This window comes from Marinomonas vaga (genome assembly GCF_055388305.1).
Map to the genome: position 1 here is coordinate 2076975 of NZ_AP043903.1, position 17554 is coordinate 2094528.

Below are 17554 nucleotides of genomic sequence, written 5' to 3' on the forward strand. Positions count from 1 at the left end.
TAAAAAAGGCCGAAGAGTGATGCTCTTCGGCCTTTTTTGTTAGGGGAGAGGTAGGCTTTGTAAGTGTTGTGAATTGTGGGTAATACGGCGAATAATCAGGTCTTGCGCTGTATCGAGGTCTCCCATGGCCTCTAGCAAGCGGCTGAGTTCGCCAATAGCATCGGAGTTAGCGTCTAGCATGAGCGCTTTTTCGTAGTAGTCTCTTGCTTTGCCCCACAATTTTTGGCGTTGGCAAATACGCCCAGCGGCTAAGTAAAGAGGGGCGCTGTCTGGGTGTCGTCTGATCCAGGTTTCGGTGTTCGCCAGTGCGGATTTCATTGAGACATTGGTGAGTAAGCCATAGACTTCCACCAGTGGATCAGACCATTTGTCATTTAAACTCTGACGAATAAAGCTTTCTGCTTTCTCCTCATTACCAAACTGAACTAAGGTGCTGGCGTAAAGAACCTGCATCTCATCGTCTTTGTCGGGGGTGCTGAGTTTTTTCCAGATGGTATTAAGCTCTGACTCAAGGGAACTGGTGTTCTCACCGATTTTCTGTTTGAAGCGCAACTTTTCTAGCAGTGCTAGGAAGGCATTTTTTTCAAGCTCTAATAAGTTATTGTCATTAAAAATACCCTGCTTTTTAAGTGTTGGGGTCAGCTCTTGAAGAGCGTCCCAATCCTTTAGCTTGGTATAAACGGTAACGAGCATTTTTAAGGTCTGTCGATGTTTTGGCTTCATTTTATGTAGCCGCTTTAAGGTAGCAAGAGCCCCTTCATAATGACCTTGTTTTAATTGTAACTGGCTTTGTACAAAGCTGATGGCAAACTCCGCATCGGGGGAGGTGTTATGTGCCTGACGCAATAACTCTTTAGAGCGATCGTGTTCGTCTAATTCACTCGCCGCGTAGGCGGCCCCAATGTAGTTTAGGAGCGGGTAAGATACTTTTTCGGCGGAAGAGGTCAGTAGCTTTTCAGCTTTGTTCCAGTTGCCTCCAGCCAGTTCTAGCATGCCGCGAATGGTGTTCTTTAAGGCTTTCTTCTGACTTAAGTTGCCAGTCAATTTCGCTAGGGAAGAGTTCGGGTGTAGCAATGCCCAGAGAAATTTAAATAAAAAGTTGACCGCAAAGTACGCCACAATGGTGACGGCTATTAGCACCCAGAGGCTCATCTCAATAGTCACCCCTTGGAAGGCGATCAAGACATAGCCTGAGTCTTGTTGCATCACCAGACCAATGGCACCACCAATCAATAAAACGATGATGAGGGAGAAGAGGAGTTTTCTCATGATAGGGTCTCCTCTGGGGTGTTGTTCACTGGTGCGTCTTCTGTCACATCAGGTTTTTGCAGCTCGCTCTCCTGTTGCCAAGTTTGCATCAACTGGCGCATGGCTTGCAGTGAAGCTCGGGGGAGTGGAATGCTAGGATTTGGGTTGACCTGTTGCAGAGACGTCAAGGTGGTCATAAAGGCTGTTGTTGTACTGGATTTAGGGTCAAAATGCTCACTTACTGCGCGGGCTATTCGCTCCAGAGCTTTGTCATAAATACCTTTTTCACCTTTCAATAAAGCGACCTGCGCTACTTCAATTTGTAGCTGTATGCCAGTGACCAATTCTTGGTAGTCAGAGGGTGGTAAGAGAGGCTCTATAGGCTTCTGGTTGTAGTTCACGACAATCAGCGACTTCAGGCCTCCCCATGCTTGAGAAGCTAGGGCTTTAATGTCTGATAGAGCACTAGCAGGGACTTCCGTAGTGGATGACTGCTGTGTCTGCCAAGCCTGAGATGGCTCCCGTTGAGGCAGGGCTTCAACTTGGTCATACAGTGCTGCAAGTTGCAGGTAGCGCCCTTCCAAATCGAATTGTGATATGGATTTAAGTGCTTGTATGTCTTGCGCTATGGCTTTGCGAGTTTCAAACATGATGGGGTCTTTTAGATTACCCAAAATGTCATCGGCGTTTTCTAAGAGAGCGATCGTGCTCTGGGTGTCTCGTTCCAAAAGTAAGCGCTGGTTGGCTAGGCGGATCAAGTATTCTGCTTCCGCCAATAGCCAGTCGTCTTTGTTGACGTTGCTAAGTCGGTTTATTTTGCTGGATAAGTCTAACAGTGCCTGCTCTGACTCTTGTTTTGCTTGGGCGGTACGGGAGGTCAAAGCGTCCACTTGTTGGGGTAATGGCGCGAGTTTGCGAATGGCTTCGGAGCCATTTTGAGCTGTGCGCTCAATACGAGTGATTTGCTGCTCTAGTGCGATGATTTTATTTTGTGCCTGAGCGAGAGCCGTATCTGACTTAGCGATAAAATTGCTCTGGTAATATTGCCAACCACTTAAAGCTAGAGCGGCGATTCCGACTGCGATGGCGATGCCAGATAGGGCTTTGCCATTTGAGCTTTGATTGGCGGGTGCCTGAGGGGCCTCACTGCTGTGTTCTGCTTTAGTGTCAGAGGCAGGTGTGTTGGTGTGTTGGGTTGATGATTCAGGCGTTGCAGTCGTGGTTGTTTCACCACTTGGATTTAGCTCAGTTTCCGGGCTTTCTTTTTTATCCGTCATGTTTTTATCCTAAATGCTGCATTGTGGCTGCGATTAAGCTTTGATCGTCAGCGCCTTGTGCACAAATTACCCGTGCCCAGCCCTTGGAACGCGCGTGTTCGGCTACGCGTTCGCTGGGTACGAATAACGTCGTATTCATTAAGTTAGGTGAATGTTGTTGAACTTGCTGTGTTAAATTGCTGAGACCTTCACCACTTGTTACCCATATTACGTCAGGTTCTTCAAGGAAGAAAAATGTTTGTGCGTCATATGTGGGAGTAGCACGCTGGTAAAGCTCCAAAACATCCACCTTTGCCCCTCGGGACTCTAATCCAGACGCTAAATCAGGTCTTCCACCTTGCCCCCTAACAATGAGAACTTTTTGTTCCCGCATTTTAACGGGTTTGAGCCATGCCAACATGGTTTCAGTATCATGTCCGGGGGAGCTGATAGCTGGGATATGCAAGTTATTTAAGGTGTCCGTGGTCCCTTTGCCAATCCCAAGCCAGTGAATGCCAACTGGTAACATCGGCCAACATTCATCGATCAATTCAGCGCCAATACGAGCCGCATTTTTACTGACAAAAATAACATATTGGTAGGCGTCCAAGTTAAACAGCTGTGAATGGAGGCGCCTTTTGTCTTGCTCTGTTTCGAGGGGCTTGATCTGTAGCATGGGGAGCGGTACAGGAACCGCTCCCAAGTTACTGAGGGTTTGGCAGGTGTGGGTGTTTTCCGGTTCGGGACGTGTCACCAGAACTTTCAATCCTTGCATGGGCTCTGGTCCTAAACTAGCGGTTATATACGTCGTCAAGGATGGCTTGGGCGCCATTTGTAAGTAGCTCTTCTGCCAGTTCGATACCCAGTTGTTCTGCTTGGGATTTGTGACCGCGAATCTCGCCACGAATGATGTTGGTGCCATCTGTGCTGCCCACTAAACCCCGTACAAATAACTCCTCGCCATCTAAGGTGGCGAAGCAGGCAATGGGTGCCTGACAGCCGCCGTTGAGTCGTTTATTAACGGCGCGCTCGGCTGTTACGCGATAAGCCGTTTCAGGGTGCTGTAGTGGCGCTAGCATTTCAATGAGCTCTAAATCGTCTGTGCGACATTCAATACCCATGGCACCTTGGCCTCCAGCAGGTAGTGAGAAGTCGTCGCTGATGCGTGCTTTGATGCGGTCTTCCATTTCTAGACGAACCAAGCCAGCAGTGGCGAGGATGATGGCATCGTACTCACCATTGTCCATTTTACGAAGGCGTGTGTTCACGTTGCCGCGCAGGTTTTTAATCTCGATATCTGGGCGGTGCATGCTGAGTTGACAGGCTCGGCGCAGGCTTGATGTGCCTACAACGGCACCGTGAGGTAATTCTTCGATACTGTTGAAGTGGTTTGATACGAAGGCATCGGTTGGGTCTTCTCGTTCACAGATGACCGGCAGTCCCAATCCTTCTGGGAACTCCATAGGAACATCTTTCATAGAATGGACTGCAATGTCTGCCGTGCCATCCATTAGGGCTTTTTCAAGCTCTTTCACAAATAAGCCTTTGCCACCAATTTTGGAAAGTGGAGAGTCAAGAATCTGATCCCCTTTTGTGGTCATGCCTAGGAGTTCCACTTTGGTATCCGGGTATAGAGCTTCGAGAGAGGCTTTCACGTTGTTGGCTTGCCAAAGAGCCAATTGGCTTTCACGAGTGGCGATGACGATTTTCGTTTTCACATTCTCTCCTAGGGTCGAAAGTAACTGCAGTATCACTGTAAAAATTCGCCCTATCATACTCCCTTGACCTGGGAGCGTCATCCTTGCAGGCCTTTATAAAGGTCGCTCTATCAGGTAATCTTGCCGCAATATTGATCTCACACTGGGAAATGATTAGATGACTGATACAAACAAAACCACGAACCAACAATGGGGTGGTCGTTTTTCTGAGCCTGTTGATGCCTTTGTTGCACGCTTTACGGCGTCGGTTGAGTTTGACCAACGCATGGCAAAACAAGACATTCAAGGGTCGATTGCCCACGGTACCATGTTGGCGAAAGTAGGGGTTTTGACTGAAGAAGAACGAGACCAAATCATTCAAGGTCTGACGGAAATCGAGCAAGAGATCGCTCGCGGTGAGTTTGAGTGGTCCGTTGAGCTGGAAGATGTTCATATGAACATTGAAGCGCGCTTGACGCAAAAGATCGGGATTACAGGCAAGAAGCTGCACACTGGGCGTTCTCGTAATGACCAAGTGGCGACAGACATTCGCCTGTACATGCGTGATGAAATTGATTTCTTGCTAGAAGAGGTGACTCGTCTACAGCAAGGTATTTTATCTCTTGCTGAGCGCAATACAGACACTATCATGCCAGGCTTTACCCATCTGCAAACAGCTCAGCCAGTGACATTTGGTCATCACTTGATGGCTTGGTACGAAATGGCCCAGCGTGATTACGAGCGCTTATTGGATTGCCGTAAGCGAGTGAATGTTTTGCCTCTTGGTGCAGCGGCGCTTGCTGGGACAACTTACCCAATCGATCGTGAAATGACTGCGGAGCTGTTGGGTTTTGAGCGTCCAACCTATAACTCTCTCGATTCTGTCAGTGATCGTGATTTTGCCATTGAATTTACATCAGCGGCGTCTATCACCATGATGCATCTGTCCCGTTGGGCAGAAGAGCTTGTCATGTGGGCTTCAGCGCAGTTCAACTTTATCTTTTTGCCGGATCGTTTTTGTACTGGGTCTTCTATTATGCCTCAGAAGAAAAACCCAGACGTACCAGAGTTAGTACGCGGTAAAACAGGTCGAGTGTATGGTCATCTGATGGGATTGCTGACACTGATGAAGTCCCAGTGTTTGGCTTACAATAAAGACAACCAAGAAGACAAAGAGCCACTATTTGATACGGCAGATACTTTACGCGGCTCTTTGCGTGCGTTTGCGGATATGATTCCTGCCATTGAAGCCCGTAGCGAGCATATGTACGAAGCAGCTCGTCGTGGTTTTAGTACGGCGACGGATTTGGCTGATTACTTAGTGCGTAAAGGCGTAGCTTTCCGTGATGCCCATGAAGTAGTGGGTAAAGCGGTAGGCTTTGGTGTCAAAGAAGGCCGAGATTTGTCGGAGATGACCCTTGAAGAACTACAAGGCTTCGGTGCAATGATCGAGCAGGATGTGTTCGAAGTATTGACCTTGGAAGGCTCTGTGGCAGCTCGTGATCATATTGGTGGTACAGCCCCAGCCCAAGTAAAAATCGCTATTGAGCGTGCCAAGGCTGAATTAGCCAAGCGTTAAACGCGCTTATTCAACTACCCACTAATGGTATGTTAAAAATCCCCGCCCTAGCGGGGATTTTTTATTCTTGATTGCCAAATGGCAACATCTGAAGTTGCTCAGGGGTTAATAGATCTGTGGTGATGTTTAGTTCGAAGCGAAAGGATCGTTTTTGCCCAGAACAACCAGAGAGCACTACCTTCCATTCTTCTTCTGCTCCAGGTTCGGGCATTTTCCAGCAAATGCCATTGATGTTTACGTACTTGGTGCCATCCGCGTCTTCCGTGATGTCATAGTGTTTCTGCTCAACGATACCTTTTTCGTAGCGGGTCTGTTCTCGTTCAGCTTGTTTGATTTGATCCCTGAGTTTTTTGGAAAAAGGCTGTCCTTTAATATCCGCTTTATCTTGCCATGTTTGGGCACTGCCGATGTCGAGCAGGCTTTTGGCCTTTAGGTCTGTGTCGGCTGTTGTGGTGTCAGGCTCGCTGATGTCTTGGAGTTGCACTGGTGGGCTCAGTTTTTCTTTCTCAACAATGGTTTCGGGTAGCGTACTTTGCTCTTCCGTTGTCTCTGACGATGGAGTGCTCTCTGGATCATTGATTGTCTCTGTGGAGGAGGCTTCCGTGGCGCTTGTCTCTACCGAGGTATTTTCGGTGGTGGTTTCCTCTGCCGTCACTTCTTCTTGAAGAGGTTCTGTGTTGGTGTCAGGTTGCGTATCTGTGGCAGTGGGTGTTTCTGGCTGCGCTGGGACTTCATTGCTTTCTGTTGGAAGCTCTGCTGTCGTGTCAGAGTTGCTGGACTGCTCCACTGCAGGGACGGGAGCATCCTGAGGCAGTAAGGTGACGTTTAGTTGTGATGAGGGTTGACGGTCAGGTATCTCAACACCCCAGTGTGCGTCTTTGAACTCAAAGAAAAAAATACCATGCAGGAGTGAAGCGCTCACTAAGGCAAGTAACCAGGGTTTAAATAGGCGCTTCATATGCATAGTCCATCGATCCATTGACGGGGCATGGGAGCAAAATCATATTGGCTCGTCATCATGTGGGAACTATACCAAATACTCGCTAAAAGTTTAGGGTGAAAATCATGAAGATTTTCACCGAAAGTGCAGCGCTAGGGTTGGGAATCACTAGGGGGATCAGTATACTGTCAACAAATTGAATTAATGGATGGTTGTCACTGTGTCAAAGCACATTTTAGCGTTACTGACGGTTTTGTTGTTGTCTGCTTGTGGGAATAAGGGCGCACTCTATTTGCCACAAGACGCCTTGCCGTCAGATCCTGAAACAATCACCACCGCGAATTGAGGACCCCCCCTTGGATTTTTTTAATTATTCCGGTCATGAGCTGCATGCGGAACAAGTTTCTTTAGCAAACATTGCCGCTGCCCATGGCACACCGACTTATGTGTATTCCCGTGCGACGTTTGAACGTCACTACAAAGCCTATGCAGATGCCTTTGCGTCTCACCCAACCTTGATTTGTTATGCCGTAAAGGCTTGTTCAAACATTGCGATCTTGAATGTTTTAGCGCGCATGGGTTCTGGTTTCGACATCGTATCCATTGGTGAGTTGGAGCGTGTTTTGCGTGCCGGTGGTGATCCAAGCAAGGTGATGTTTTCGGGTGTCGCGAAACAAGAACACGAAATGCGTCGCGCTCTTGAAGTAGGCATTCACTGCTTTAACGTAGAGTCTGAAGCTGAGCTGCACCGTCTAAACAAAGTGGCTGGGGAGTTGGGGGTGATTGCGCCTGTGTCCCTACGGGTCAATCCAGATGTGGATGCTAAAACGCACCCATACATTTCCACAGGCTTGAAAGACAACAAATTCGGTATTGATATCAAAGACGCGGTACGTATCTATGGCGTGGCCCACTCATTGGAAAACTTGAATGTAATGGGTGTGGATTGTCATATTGGTTCTCAGCTAACTGAGCTTCAGCCGTTCTTAGATACCTTTGACCGTCTGATTGCCTTAATCGATCAATTGGCTGAGAAAGGCATTCAGATTAAACACTTAGATTTAGGTGGTGGTTTAGGTGTACGTTACCGTGATGAAGTGCCGCCGGAGCCAAAAGATTACGCTGCTTTGATACTTGAAAAGGTCAAAGGTCGTAATTTGTCTTTGGCCTTTGAGCCAGGTCGATCTATTGCTGCGAACGCTGGCGTCTTGATGACTAAAGTAGAGTTTCTAAAGTGTAACCCACACAAAAACTTCGCCATCATTGATGGAGCTATGAACGATTTGATCCGTCCATCTTTGTACGGAGCGTGGATGGACATAGTGCCCGTCAACCTCGATGGGACTCCAGAAGGGAAGCGCGTCTATGACTTGGTGGGACCAATTTGTGAGACGGGTGACTTCTTGGGTAAAGAGCGTGAGCTGGATATTCAGTCTGGTAGCTTGCTTGCGGTTCGTTCCGCTGGTGCCTACGGTTTTACCATGGCGTCAAACTACAATAGCCGTGGCCGTGCCGCTGAGGTAATGGTTGATGGTGACCAAGTGCATTTGATTCGCGAACGTGAAGACATTGATCATCAACTGACTGGTGAGCATATTTTGCCTGCTTAAGGAGCTCCCTGTGTTGTTGAAATTTACCAAAATGCATGGCCTCGGCAACGACTTTGTCGTTGTCGATGCGGTGTCTCGTAAAGTGTATTTTAATAAAGCTCAAATCGAGCGCTTAGGGGATCGAAACCGAGGCATTGGTTTTGATCAACTTTTGGTGGTTGAGCCCCCTTCGAATCCAGATATGGATTTCCGTTATCGTATCTACAATTGTGATGGTTCCGAAGTGGAGCATTGCGGCAACGGTGCCCGTTGTTTCGCAAAGTTTGTATTGGACCGAGAACTGACTCACAAGCGTCAGATCAACGTCGAAACAAAACGTGGCCAGATCCAGCTTAATGTATTGGACAATGGGCAAGTGGAAGTGGATATGGGGGAGCCGAGCTTTTTGCCTGCTGACCTGCCATTTACCGCTGATGCGATGCAGGACCTGTATCAAATCCAAGCGAATGGAGAGACAGTTGAGCTAACTCCTGTTTCTGTCGGAAACCCCCATGCGGTGATTCGAGTGGACGCCTTAAGCGATGAGTTAGTTAATCGCATCGGCCCCGTTGTAGAAGACCATGAAGCCTTTCCAAATAATGTGAATGTTGGCTTTATGCAGGTAGTTTCTCCTACAGAGGTGAATCTTCGTGTTTACGAGCGTGGCGTAGGTGAAACTCAAGCCTGCGGAACGGGTGCATGTGCGGCGGTGGTTGCCGGTATTAAGCAAGGCTGGTTGGACAAAGAAGTGCTGGTTCATTTGCCTGGCGGTGATTTGCGTATTGCGTGGCAAGGGCCAACGTCCCCCATCATTATGACTGGCGCTGCTGAAAAAGTTTTCGAAGGCCAAATCTATCTATAAGAGAGGTTCCATGAGGGAAGAGGATGTCGTCCGCTACCTAGAGAAAACGCCTGATTTTTTTGAACGAAATCCTGCGTTGTTGGAGGAGCTGACGATTCCTCATCCAGTTCATGGCGGCGCTATCTCGTTGCTTGAGAGACAGGTGTCTCTACTGCGTAAATCAAACGGCGACTATCGTGGACAATTTGAGCGCTTGGTAGATGTCGCCCGTGAAAACGAAGGCATCATGAAGAAAAGTCGTCGCTTAGTGCTTAAATGCTTAAGCTGCGAAACCTTGGATGACTTTGCCGGAGTGATCGAAGAAGTGATGCGGGAAGACTTCAACATTGCCTATCAGTCATTGGTGTTGTTTAACGATACCGATTTCGATGGTTCGGTCCGCACCGCCTCTTGGGAATCTTCTGAGCCTATCTTAAAAGAAATGTTAGTGAATTCGGGGTGCTACTGTGGCGTCTTATCGGTTGCGGAATCCGAGTTCCTGTTTCAATCTCAAAGTAACCTTGTGATGTCTTCGGCTATCTTGCCGCTTGTCTCCCGTGAAGGCGGACAGGTGGTCTACCATGGGGTACTCGCGTTGGGATCAAATCGCTTAAATCACTTCGATAAAGATAAGGGGTCGCTCTTTTTAGACTTCTTGTCTGACCTTCTAAGTGCCTTATTGTTGAGACTGTTGCCATGAGTCAGCAATTATTAATTTCTTTCGATCTTGATAATACCCTTTGGGATGTGGATCCGACTTTAGTGCGGGCTGAGCATGCCATGGAAAAATGGTTTGATGAGCGCTTTCCGGGTTTTGCAGAGCGCTTTTACACGCCTACCATGGGGGATCTAAAGAATCGGGTTCTGTTGTCTCAACCTGAGATTGCCAAAGATGTGACCCAGGTGCGTTTAGCCATGTATCAACAGGCGTTGCAGGAGTACGGTCTGCCTTCGGAAGAGGCGGAACAAGTGGCGGAGCAGGCGTTTGATGTATTTTATGATTGGCGACAACGCATCGACCTGTATCCAGATGTGCACATAACCTTGGATAAGCTGGCCGAGCGTTACGAGTTGGCGGCTTTGACGAATGGTAATGCGGATGTGTTTCACCCTGCTATTTCCTTAAATCGCTACTTTGGTACCGTGATTCGTGCTGATCAAGAGGGGATTGCTAAGCCAGATCCCGAGATTTTCGAGCGTTTGGCAACGAAGTCGGGTGTGTCCTTGGAGCGTGTGATCCATGTGGGCGATCACCCTGTTGATGATGTAGAAGGGGCTGTCGCAGCCGGCGCTCGTGCTATTTGGTTTAATCGTCATGGCGCAAGACGCTGGCGCTCCGAATGGGCAACGACACCGGATGCTGAGGTGCATTCTTTGCAGGAGCTGGTGTCTGTTATCCAGAATATGGAATTATAGAGATTTGCTATTGGGTTGGTTAAGGAATCTGATTTTTAACCTTTTTAATTAGTGTTACACTAACCTCATTAATTGTTTAACCGATTTTAAGGAAAATGTTATGAGCGAAAACATCATCAACGTTACTGATGCTCAATTCGAAGAAGAAGTACTAAAGTCTGAAGTGCCTGTTGTTGTAGACTTTTGGGCACCTTGGTGTGGTCCTTGTAAAATGATCGCGCCAGTTCTTGAAGACGTAGCAAAAGAATACGCTGGTAAAGTTAAAGTTGTGAAAATCAACGTTGACGAGAACCAAGAGACAGCTCCTAAATACAACGTACGTGGCATTCCAACACTGCTTGTTGTTAAAGGTGGTGAAGTTGCTGCCACTAAAGTAGGTGCAGTATCTAAGTCTCAGCTAGTAGAGTTTGTTGAAGGCGCACTATAATCTGGGCCTAATACAGCTAACAAGAAGCCGCTTTTTAAGCGGCTTTTTTTGTGTCTGAAATTTGTCTAATCTGGGTGTTACAAAGCTAACGCCTGAGTCGCCCTAAAGTCTCCAAAAACTGAGCTGTATGAGCAGCGTTTAGTTGTTTTCGGATGGATTGAGCATAGGGTAAAAACGCTAGTAGCTCTGCTTTTGACATGGGGTTGTCGTTTGGAATCGTAATGGTTTCAGGGTTTTGGTGAACGCCATTAACACGGAACTCATAATGTAAGTGGGGTCCAGTTGCCCAACCTGTTTGTCCCACATAACCAATTTCTTCACCTTGCTCCACTTTCATGCCTTGAACAAGATCAGGGGCAAAACTATTTAGGTGCCCATACAAAGTCGTATAACCCCGGCCATGATCAATAATGATGGTGTTGCCGTAGCCTTTGATTTCTCCTACGTAAGATACCGTACCGTCCCCTGAGCTCTGAATTGGAGTGCCTTCTGCGGCGGCATAATCTACTCCCCGATGAGGACGTGTGGTTTTAAAAATAGGGTGAAGCCGGTTGGGGTTAAAGCGAGAAGACACTCGGGTAAAGTCTACTGGGCTTCGAATAAATGCTTTACGTAGGGATAAGCCATCCCCAGTAAAATAATCCGTGCGTTGTTCCGTATCATATCGGATGGCTTCAAAGTAGCGGCCGTTGTTAATGAACTCTGCGGCGAGAATGTTGCCGCTACCAATGGCCTCACCATCAATAGACTGTTGCTCATATAGGATGGAAAAGCTGTCCCCCGGTCGTATATCCAGAGCAAAATCGATGTCCCACTTAAAGATCTCTGCTAATTGAAATAAGAGCTTGTCAGATATTCCTTCATTTGAACCATCCACAAATAATGAGGTTTCAATACGTACCTCTTTATACACTGGGGCGTTTGTAATAGGTCGCTCTACCGTACGATGGGTGAAGTGTTTTTCCCGAGCAGTGAACACTTCTTTCTCTCTAACATTTTGGCTCAGAGTCAGAGTGATCAAGGTGCCGTTAGGGTATTCGATGTCGGCTTCTAAGGTGTTGCCTGGTTGTAAGGCTTTTAAAGCCCCCTTGTGGTCAGCTTGTGTCAGCTGGTAAATCTGTTGGTTGCTTACCCCCTTAGCCCGCAGTACAGAGGATAAAGAGTCTCCAGATTGTATGGTAATGACATGTTTTTCACGGTATTTGGGGGTAGGCTTAGGCGCGTTTTGGTTCTCTAAAACGGGATTTTGAATGTCGGGCTTTGGCGCAATAGGACCCGCAGACCGTAAGGGGGGTGAAGGCTGACTGACTGCTGTGGCTGGCGGTTTTGCAAGGGTCGACCAAACCAGTAACGCTGCTCCGGACAGAAGCATTACAGAAAACGCGATTAACAAAGTTTTTAAAGAAAGTAGCCTGTCCAAGTTTGTCGTCCAATTTTCCCGTAAAAGCCATGTCATCCTATCAACTAAGTGGCTATAATTGAACGCTATTTATTTAACAACTTTCAGGATTTGGATCGCAAAATGACACAACAAAACATCGACCTATTAGCTGACTTACAGGCTCGTGGGCTTATCGCTCAAATGACTGCAGAAGAAGAGCTGCGCGCTCACTTGTCATCTGGTCGTCGTACTTTGTATTGTGGCTTCGATCCAACCGCAGACAGTTTGCATCTAGGTCACTTAGTACCTTTGTTGGTGCTGAAGCGTTGCCAAGATGCAGGTCATAATCCGATCGCCTTGGTGGGTGGTGCTACCGGCATGATCGGTGATCCAAGCTTTAAAGCCGCTGAACGCTCTTTGAACACTGCTGACGTGGTTGCTGGTTGGGCTGATAAAATTAAAAGCCAAGTAAGCCAGTTCATCTCTTTTGAAGGGGTAGAAAACCCTGCTCGTGTGGTCAATAACTTAGACTGGACGGGGAACATGAATGTCATCGAATTCCTGCGTGAAATCGGTAAGCATTTCTCTGTGAATGCCATGATCAACAAGGAATCTGTGCAGCAACGTTTAAACCGTGAAGGGGCTGGTATTTCGTTTACTGAGTTCTCTTACGCCCTGTTGCAAGGTATGGACTTCGCCGAGCTAAACCGTCAGTACGATTGTACGCTTCAAGTGGGTGGCAGTGATCAATGGGGGAATATCGTAGGGGGTATTGACCTATCTCGTCGTCAAAATCAAGCACAAGTCTTTGGCTTGACTGTTCCTCTGGTGACAAAGGCAGACGGCACTAAGTTCGGCAAGACTGAGTCCGGTGCGGTATGGCTTGATCCAAAGAAAACTAGCCAATACTCTTTCTACCAATTCTGGTTGGGTACAGCGGATGCGGACGTATACAAGTTCCTGCGCTACTTCACTTTTATGTCGATTGCAGACATTGAAGCCATTGAAAAAGCGGATCAAGAAAACGGCGGTAAACCACAAGCACAAGCTATTTTGGCTCGTGAAGCAACACGCCTAGTACACGGCGAAGAAGGCTTGGCAGCAGCTGAGCGTATTACTCAAGCGTTGTTCAGCGGTGAAACCGATCAACTGAGTGAAGCGGACCTAGAGCAGATTCAACAAGACGGTTTACCAAGCAGCTCTTTGGCTGGGATTGATCTAGCTGAGACGCCGATGACGACCTTGTTAGCGGATGCTGGTTTGGCAGCAAGCGGTAAGCAAGTAAAAGACGCTCTACAACGTAACTCAGTGTTCGTGAATGGTGTTGCGAAAGGCATGGAAGATAATATGGCTGCGGCAGACATCTTCACCGCGGACAATGGCTACTATGGTAAATACTTCCTAGTAAAACTAGGTAAGAAAAAGCATCACTTGTTCGCCCTTTAATAAGCGAGTAAAGATGTGATGTGAAAGGCGCTTAGGCGCCTTTCCTGTTCTTGGGAGTTACAACACGATGATTTCATTTGATGATCCAAGACTGACCCAGTCGTTGGCCCATGGGGGGAGACTCTATGTGGGATTTAGCGGTGGTGTGGACTCTCTAGCCTTACTTCATATGCTGGCGCAATCGCTGCCTGACTCCCATCGCAGTTCGTTAACCGCTATTCATGTTCACCACGGGTTAAGTCCTAATGCCGACGACTGGTTAGAGCACTGCCAAACCGTTTGCAAAACCATGGGTGTGAGTTTCCTTTCAGAATACGTTCAAGTTGAGTCTTCAAGGTCAATTGAAGAAAACGCCCGCAAAGCAAGGTATCAAGCCTTCGAAAAGCATCTAAAGCGCCACGATATTTTAGCGCAAGGGCACCATGCAAATGATCAAGCAGAAACCCTCTTGTTTCGACTAGAGAGGGGCGCAGGGACACGGGGTATGCAGGGGATTCCTATCTGGCGATCCTTGGGACAAGGGAAGATATGGCGGCCCTTATTATCCGTGTCGCGCCAAGCGCTCGAAGCCTATGTGACGGCGCAAGGATTGTCATGGATAGAAGATGAATCCAATGACGACAGCCGCTATCGTCGAAATTTTTTGCGCCACCAGGTACTGCATCCTTGGCAATCTAATAATTCGGGTGTGGCTCAGGCGATTGCCTCCAGTGCTCGGCTCATGCAGCAGGAAATGTCTGTCTATGATCGACTTGCCAGTGAGGCGCTAGCAGGATTGCAGTCTTCCTGTGGGGGGCTACTTTTAGATCAATTGCCAGAGGGAGAAGAAGGATTCTGGCTGTCACGCTTTGTCCGTCAGAATGGACATTCGTTGACAGAGCCTCAGCTAAAGTCTGTACTGGCCATGTTTTTTTCCAGCCAAGAAAAGCAGCCTTGTTTTATCGGCGAAGGCTTTCAGTTAGCACGATTTGAAACCACCTTATATTTGCTGCCTATCATTGCCGAGCCTGTCTCACAAATTGTAACTGCTGGGCAGTGGCTGATACGTGAGCATGATGAACTCTACTCTGACCGTCAGGTTGAAGTAAGAGGGCGTCCACAAGGGGTGTCATTATGCTTGCCCAATGGACGCCATCGTCCCCTAAAGAAATGGCTGCAAGATCAACGTATTCCCTTATGGTGGCGAGAGCAGCTGCCTTATGTGTACGAAGCAGGCGTCTTGGTTGCCATAGGAACTCTATGGCAGCAGCCAGGCTGGAATGGCGTCATTGAGTGGCAACGAAAAAGCTCACTTCCTTGGCCAGCAAGTCCCTAAAAAGCCACTGGAGAATCTAAGTCACTGGTCTAAGCTTAAGTAAGTAAATAGGGATAAGAAGCAAGGTAGAGATTAACGCACCATGAAGGCCTTAATATTGATCGTGTATTGCTTTATCTTAGTGGGTTGTACTTACGTTAGAAGCTCTGAAACACTGGAGGATCCGGTTCAAATAGAGAGTGATGGTGTTGAAGCAATGGAACGTGACAAACAACCCATCAAATATAAATTTGATGCGGCTGCGATAGCGAGTCTAGCATCTTTATAACCCCTAATTAGAAATAAAAATGCCTCCTAATGGAGGCATTTTTTATCTCTGTTCCAACTGTTTAGTGTGCTTAAAACGAGCGGCTGTATTGAAGGCCAAGCAGAACTGCGTTGGCGTGAGTCGTGCCAGTAATTGAGCTGTTTAGAGCACTTTTGCTCTCACTGACATCAGTATCTTCCCCTAGTAAATAGGTGGCACCGAAATCAATGCTGCTCATTTGGTCTGGCTTGTAAGTGAAGCCCGCTGATAACCATTGGCGATCCGAGTCAGGAACCGAAATAGAGCGAGTTTCATCCTGTGCACTGGTGTCATACATGTAGCCAGCGCGCAGCTCCCATTGCTCATTCATATAATAGGTGCCACCGATCGAATAGTGCCATGCATCTTGCCAGTTATAAGTGTTTATTACCCCGGCTTTTTCCGCTTCAAGCTTGTCAAACTCAGACCATTGAATAAATTGAATGCTGTAGTGCAAGGCGTAGGATGGCGATAGGCGATGGTAGCCCGAGAACTCAGCAATATCTGGTAATGGCATCTTTACTGTATCACTTTGCTTTCCGCCAGTAAGAGTGTAAACATCGCCTTCTGCTTCGATCTCTGGGCTATAGTGGTAGTCAATACCAAAGCGGTTTCTGCTATTTAATTCATACATGGCCCCGACATTCCAGCCTAATGCCCAGCCACTAGCATCAATATCCAGTACTTTATCTGAGCTATATGCTGCATTAACGAACGGGTTTGTTGGGCGTGAAAAAATACCTTTACCATAGATGGCATCCAGTCCTGCGCCTAACGTTAAGGCTTCGCTTACTTTGTATGAGCCTACTAAGCCTAAATTGAAGCTTTTCACATCTGTGTTGCCACCGTACTCATAACCTTGATAACCATCTTCAAATTCTGTCTTAGTCCCAAAGTTGGAGTAAGCATTTAGGCCCCAGGCAAATTTTTGATTTACTGGGCGGACATAGTAGAAATTTGGAGCAATGGACGTATCACCAACAGAGTCTGTATTTGCACTGTTACTTGAGACAGATGTTGAAGAGTTTGGTCCAGTATAGGTCGCATCTTTTACTTCGATGTCGGTGGTGATGGTTTCAAAGCCAACGGAGATTTGCTGTTTGTCGAACAGGGACATGGCTGCAGGGTTTCGAGCAATCACGGAGGCGTTATCGCCAATTACTGCATCACCCGCAAAGGCACGGCCAAGGCCGGTAGCGGATTGTGCGTTTAGCTGGAAACCTGCCGCGTGCAGTTGCGCAGCCGACATGGCAACAGCAAATGAAATTAGCGTCTTTCGGTAGGGAAAGGATGGCATCATGAGTCTATCTTCCTTTTTATTTTAATACGATTATTGGACTCTCGTTGTACAAGGCATTCTTGTACATTCTTTAAGCTATCAACATAGTCTTACCAGTGATGGGATTCCATGTAAAAATACGGCGAAGTTTGTAACATTTTCGTTCATTTTGTGGCGATTTGACGATTTGCGTTATGCGCTGTGTTAGCCGCAATCTGAGCGTTGAGGCCATCATTAGTCTCGATTCTGTGGTGGGCCTGCTCTAAAGTAAAGCCCCATGCCTGCTGGTGTCGTTCGGCTAGTTGCGTCATGGCCCGTTCCATAGGGATATCAATATACCACTTTTCGTCTAAGTAGCTTTGACTGTGCTCAAAGCCATGATCACGGTGTAAAACATACAGTCCCTCAACTATGAGTACTTTCGTTGCTGTGGGAATCATGATTGCCTTATCGACTGGGTCCCCGATTGAGTGATCAAAGCTGGGCCAGTAGAGTGTGTTATCTGGTTGTTCTTTAAAGCTCTTTAGAGTGTCAGTGTAGCTTTCACTGTCAAATGTCCAAGGGGCTCCACGACGATTAAAAGCGGCTTCAGGGTCAGGCAATGCCCTAAGTTGGGCTTTACTTAAATGGAAACCATCCATGCTGACGGAGGTAATGCAGTCAATGCCTCGCTCTGTTGCTCTGGCTGCTAAGTACTCAGCGATAGTGGACTTACCTGATCCGGGGAGTCCTGCAATGGCGATGATCACGCGTTTGGGTTGTTGGCTAAGAGTGATTAAATGTGCCAAAGCATCTTGATAGGACGGGAGGGTATCGAGATGTTGATACAGATCGTTTGTTGTCATTTTTATGAA

The 17554-nt window shown here is 47.5% G+C and carries 17 protein-coding genes; 9 read left to right on the top strand and 8 right to left on the bottom strand.

The window, feature by feature from the left end:
* Positions 1 to 39 precede the first annotated feature (39 nt).
* Genes ACZ5DR_RS09765 through hemC form a run of 4 tightly spaced genes read right to left on the bottom strand, consistent with a single transcriptional unit; the run spans position 40 to position 4222 of the window.
* Entirely contained in the window at positions 40 to 1269 is a 1230-nt protein-coding gene (locus ACZ5DR_RS09765) for a heme biosynthesis HemY N-terminal domain-containing protein (protein ID WP_377368126.1), read from the bottom strand.
* A complete protein-coding gene (locus ACZ5DR_RS09770; protein WP_377368124.1) occupies positions 1266 to 2525 on the bottom strand; it encodes a uroporphyrinogen-III C-methyltransferase in 1260 nt (419 codons plus the stop codon). The genes ACZ5DR_RS09765 and ACZ5DR_RS09770 overlap by 4 nt, the downstream gene beginning before the upstream one ends.
* Before the next feature lie 4 nt (positions 2526 to 2529).
* On the bottom strand, positions 2530 to 3279 hold the full coding sequence (locus tag ACZ5DR_RS09775; RefSeq protein ID WP_377368122.1) for a uroporphyrinogen-III synthase: 750 nt from the start codon (positions 3277 to 3279) through the stop codon (positions 2530 to 2532).
* A 16-nt stretch (positions 3280 to 3295) separates the two neighbouring features.
* On the bottom strand, positions 3296 to 4222 hold the full coding sequence (gene hemC / locus ACZ5DR_RS09780) for a hydroxymethylbilane synthase (protein ID WP_377368120.1): 927 nt from the start codon (positions 4220 to 4222) through the stop codon (positions 3296 to 3298).
* Between the two features lie 157 nt (positions 4223 to 4379).
* Between hemC and argH the strand changes: the two genes are divergently transcribed.
* Entirely contained in the window at positions 4380 to 5780 is a 1401-nt protein-coding gene (gene argH / locus ACZ5DR_RS09785; protein ID WP_377368118.1) for an argininosuccinate lyase, read from the top strand.
* Positions 5781 to 5841: 61 nt separating this feature from the next.
* Here argH and ACZ5DR_RS09790 read toward each other — a convergent pair whose 3' ends face one another.
* Positions 5842 to 6738, bottom strand: coding sequence for a hypothetical protein (locus tag ACZ5DR_RS09790; RefSeq protein WP_377368117.1), 897 nt, complete (start codon positions 6736 to 6738; stop codon positions 5842 to 5844).
* 202 nt (positions 6739 to 6940) lie between these two features.
* Here ACZ5DR_RS09790 and lptM point away from each other — a divergent pair, with 202 nt between their 5' ends.
* From lptM to trxA, 6 genes are all read left to right on the top strand, one after another.
* Positions 6941 to 7066 (top strand): LPS translocon maturation chaperone LptM, encoded by a 126-nt coding sequence (gene lptM, locus ACZ5DR_RS09795; RefSeq protein WP_377368115.1) that lies wholly within the window; start codon positions 6941 to 6943, stop codon positions 7064 to 7066.
* A gap of 10 nt (positions 7067 to 7076) precedes the next feature.
* Positions 7077 to 8330 (top strand): diaminopimelate decarboxylase, encoded by a 1254-nt coding sequence (gene lysA, locus ACZ5DR_RS09800; protein ID WP_377368113.1) that lies wholly within the window; start codon positions 7077 to 7079, stop codon positions 8328 to 8330.
* A 10-nt stretch (positions 8331 to 8340) separates the two neighbouring features.
* Positions 8341 to 9171 carry a diaminopimelate epimerase gene (gene dapF / locus ACZ5DR_RS09805; RefSeq protein WP_377368111.1) on the top strand — a complete coding sequence of 277 codons (831 nt, stop codon included), beginning with the start codon at positions 8341 to 8343 and terminating at the stop codon, positions 9169 to 9171.
* Between the two features lie 10 nt (positions 9172 to 9181).
* Positions 9182 to 9850 carry a DUF484 family protein gene (locus ACZ5DR_RS09810; RefSeq protein ID WP_377368109.1) on the top strand — a complete coding sequence of 223 codons (669 nt, stop codon included), beginning with the start codon at positions 9182 to 9184 and terminating at the stop codon, positions 9848 to 9850.
* On the top strand, positions 9847 to 10566 hold the full coding sequence (locus ACZ5DR_RS09815; RefSeq protein WP_377368107.1) for an HAD family hydrolase: 720 nt from the start codon (positions 9847 to 9849) through the stop codon (positions 10564 to 10566). Before ACZ5DR_RS09810 ends, ACZ5DR_RS09815 begins: the two co-directional genes overlap by 4 nt.
* 100 nt (positions 10567 to 10666) lie before the next feature.
* Positions 10667 to 10993, top strand: a complete 327-nt coding sequence (gene trxA / locus ACZ5DR_RS09820; RefSeq protein WP_377368105.1) for a thioredoxin TrxA — start codon at positions 10667 to 10669, stop codon at positions 10991 to 10993.
* A gap of 85 nt (positions 10994 to 11078) precedes the next feature.
* Here trxA and ACZ5DR_RS09825 read toward each other — a convergent pair whose 3' ends face one another.
* A complete protein-coding gene (locus ACZ5DR_RS09825) occupies positions 11079 to 12413 on the bottom strand; it encodes a M23 family metallopeptidase (RefSeq protein ID WP_377368103.1) in 1335 nt (444 codons plus the stop codon).
* Between the two features lie 102 nt (positions 12414 to 12515).
* On the opposite strand from ACZ5DR_RS09825, the gene tyrS reads away from it, so the two are divergent.
* Both tyrS and tilS read left to right on the top strand, forming a co-directional pair.
* On the top strand, positions 12516 to 13820 hold the full coding sequence (gene tyrS, locus ACZ5DR_RS09830; RefSeq protein ID WP_377368101.1) for a tyrosine--tRNA ligase: 1305 nt from the start codon (positions 12516 to 12518) through the stop codon (positions 13818 to 13820).
* A gap of 67 nt (positions 13821 to 13887) precedes the next feature.
* Complete coding sequence (gene tilS, locus ACZ5DR_RS09835; protein ID WP_377368099.1) at positions 13888 to 15135, top strand: tRNA lysidine(34) synthetase TilS; 1248 nt, start codon at positions 13888 to 13890, stop codon at positions 15133 to 15135.
* 338 nt (positions 15136 to 15473) lie between these two features.
* Here tilS and ACZ5DR_RS09840 read toward each other — a convergent pair whose 3' ends face one another.
* Together ACZ5DR_RS09840 and ACZ5DR_RS09845 are read right to left on the bottom strand one after the other, a co-directional pair.
* Positions 15474 to 16721 (bottom strand): outer membrane protein transport protein, encoded by a 1248-nt coding sequence (locus ACZ5DR_RS09840; protein WP_377368096.1) that lies wholly within the window; start codon positions 16719 to 16721, stop codon positions 15474 to 15476.
* 143 nt (positions 16722 to 16864) lie between these two features.
* Entirely contained in the window at positions 16865 to 17545 is a 681-nt protein-coding gene (locus ACZ5DR_RS09845; RefSeq protein WP_377368094.1) for a nucleoside/nucleotide kinase family protein, read from the bottom strand.
* Between the last annotated feature and the right edge of the window lie 9 nt (positions 17546 to 17554).

Excerpts from the sequence above, each read along its gene's own strand:
- trxA (WP_377368105.1), top strand. The coding sequence starts at position 10,667 with ATGAGCGAAAACATCATCAACGTTACTGATGCTCAATTCGAAGAAGAA.
- ACZ5DR_RS09845 (WP_377368094.1), bottom strand. The coding sequence starts at position 17,545 with ATGACAACAAACGATCTGTATCAACATCTCGATACCCTCCCGTCCTAT.
- ACZ5DR_RS09765 (WP_377368126.1), bottom strand. The coding sequence starts at position 1,269 with ATGAGAAAACTCCTCTTCTCCCTCATCATCGTTTTATTGATTGGTGGT.
- argH (WP_377368118.1), top strand. The coding sequence starts at position 4,380 with ATGACTGATACAAACAAAACCACGAACCAACAATGGGGTGGTCGTTTT.
- ACZ5DR_RS09815 (WP_377368107.1), top strand. The coding sequence starts at position 9,847 with ATGAGTCAGCAATTATTAATTTCTTTCGATCTTGATAATACCCTTTGG.
- ACZ5DR_RS09790 (WP_377368117.1), bottom strand. The coding sequence starts at position 6,738 with ATGAAGCGCCTATTTAAACCCTGGTTACTTGCCTTAGTGAGCGCTTCA.
- ACZ5DR_RS09840 (WP_377368096.1), bottom strand. The coding sequence starts at position 16,721 with ATGATGCCATCCTTTCCCTACCGAAAGACGCTAATTTCATTTGCTGTT.
- tyrS (WP_377368101.1), top strand. The coding sequence starts at position 12,516 with ATGACACAACAAAACATCGACCTATTAGCTGACTTACAGGCTCGTGGG.
- tilS (WP_377368099.1), top strand. The coding sequence starts at position 13,888 with ATGATTTCATTTGATGATCCAAGACTGACCCAGTCGTTGGCCCATGGG.
- ACZ5DR_RS09770 (WP_377368124.1), bottom strand. The coding sequence starts at position 2,525 with ATGACGGATAAAAAAGAAAGCCCGGAAACTGAGCTAAATCCAAGTGGT.
- ACZ5DR_RS09810 (WP_377368109.1), top strand. The coding sequence starts at position 9,182 with ATGAGGGAAGAGGATGTCGTCCGCTACCTAGAGAAAACGCCTGATTTT.
- ACZ5DR_RS09775 (WP_377368122.1), bottom strand. The coding sequence starts at position 3,279 with ATGCAAGGATTGAAAGTTCTGGTGACACGTCCCGAACCGGAAAACACC.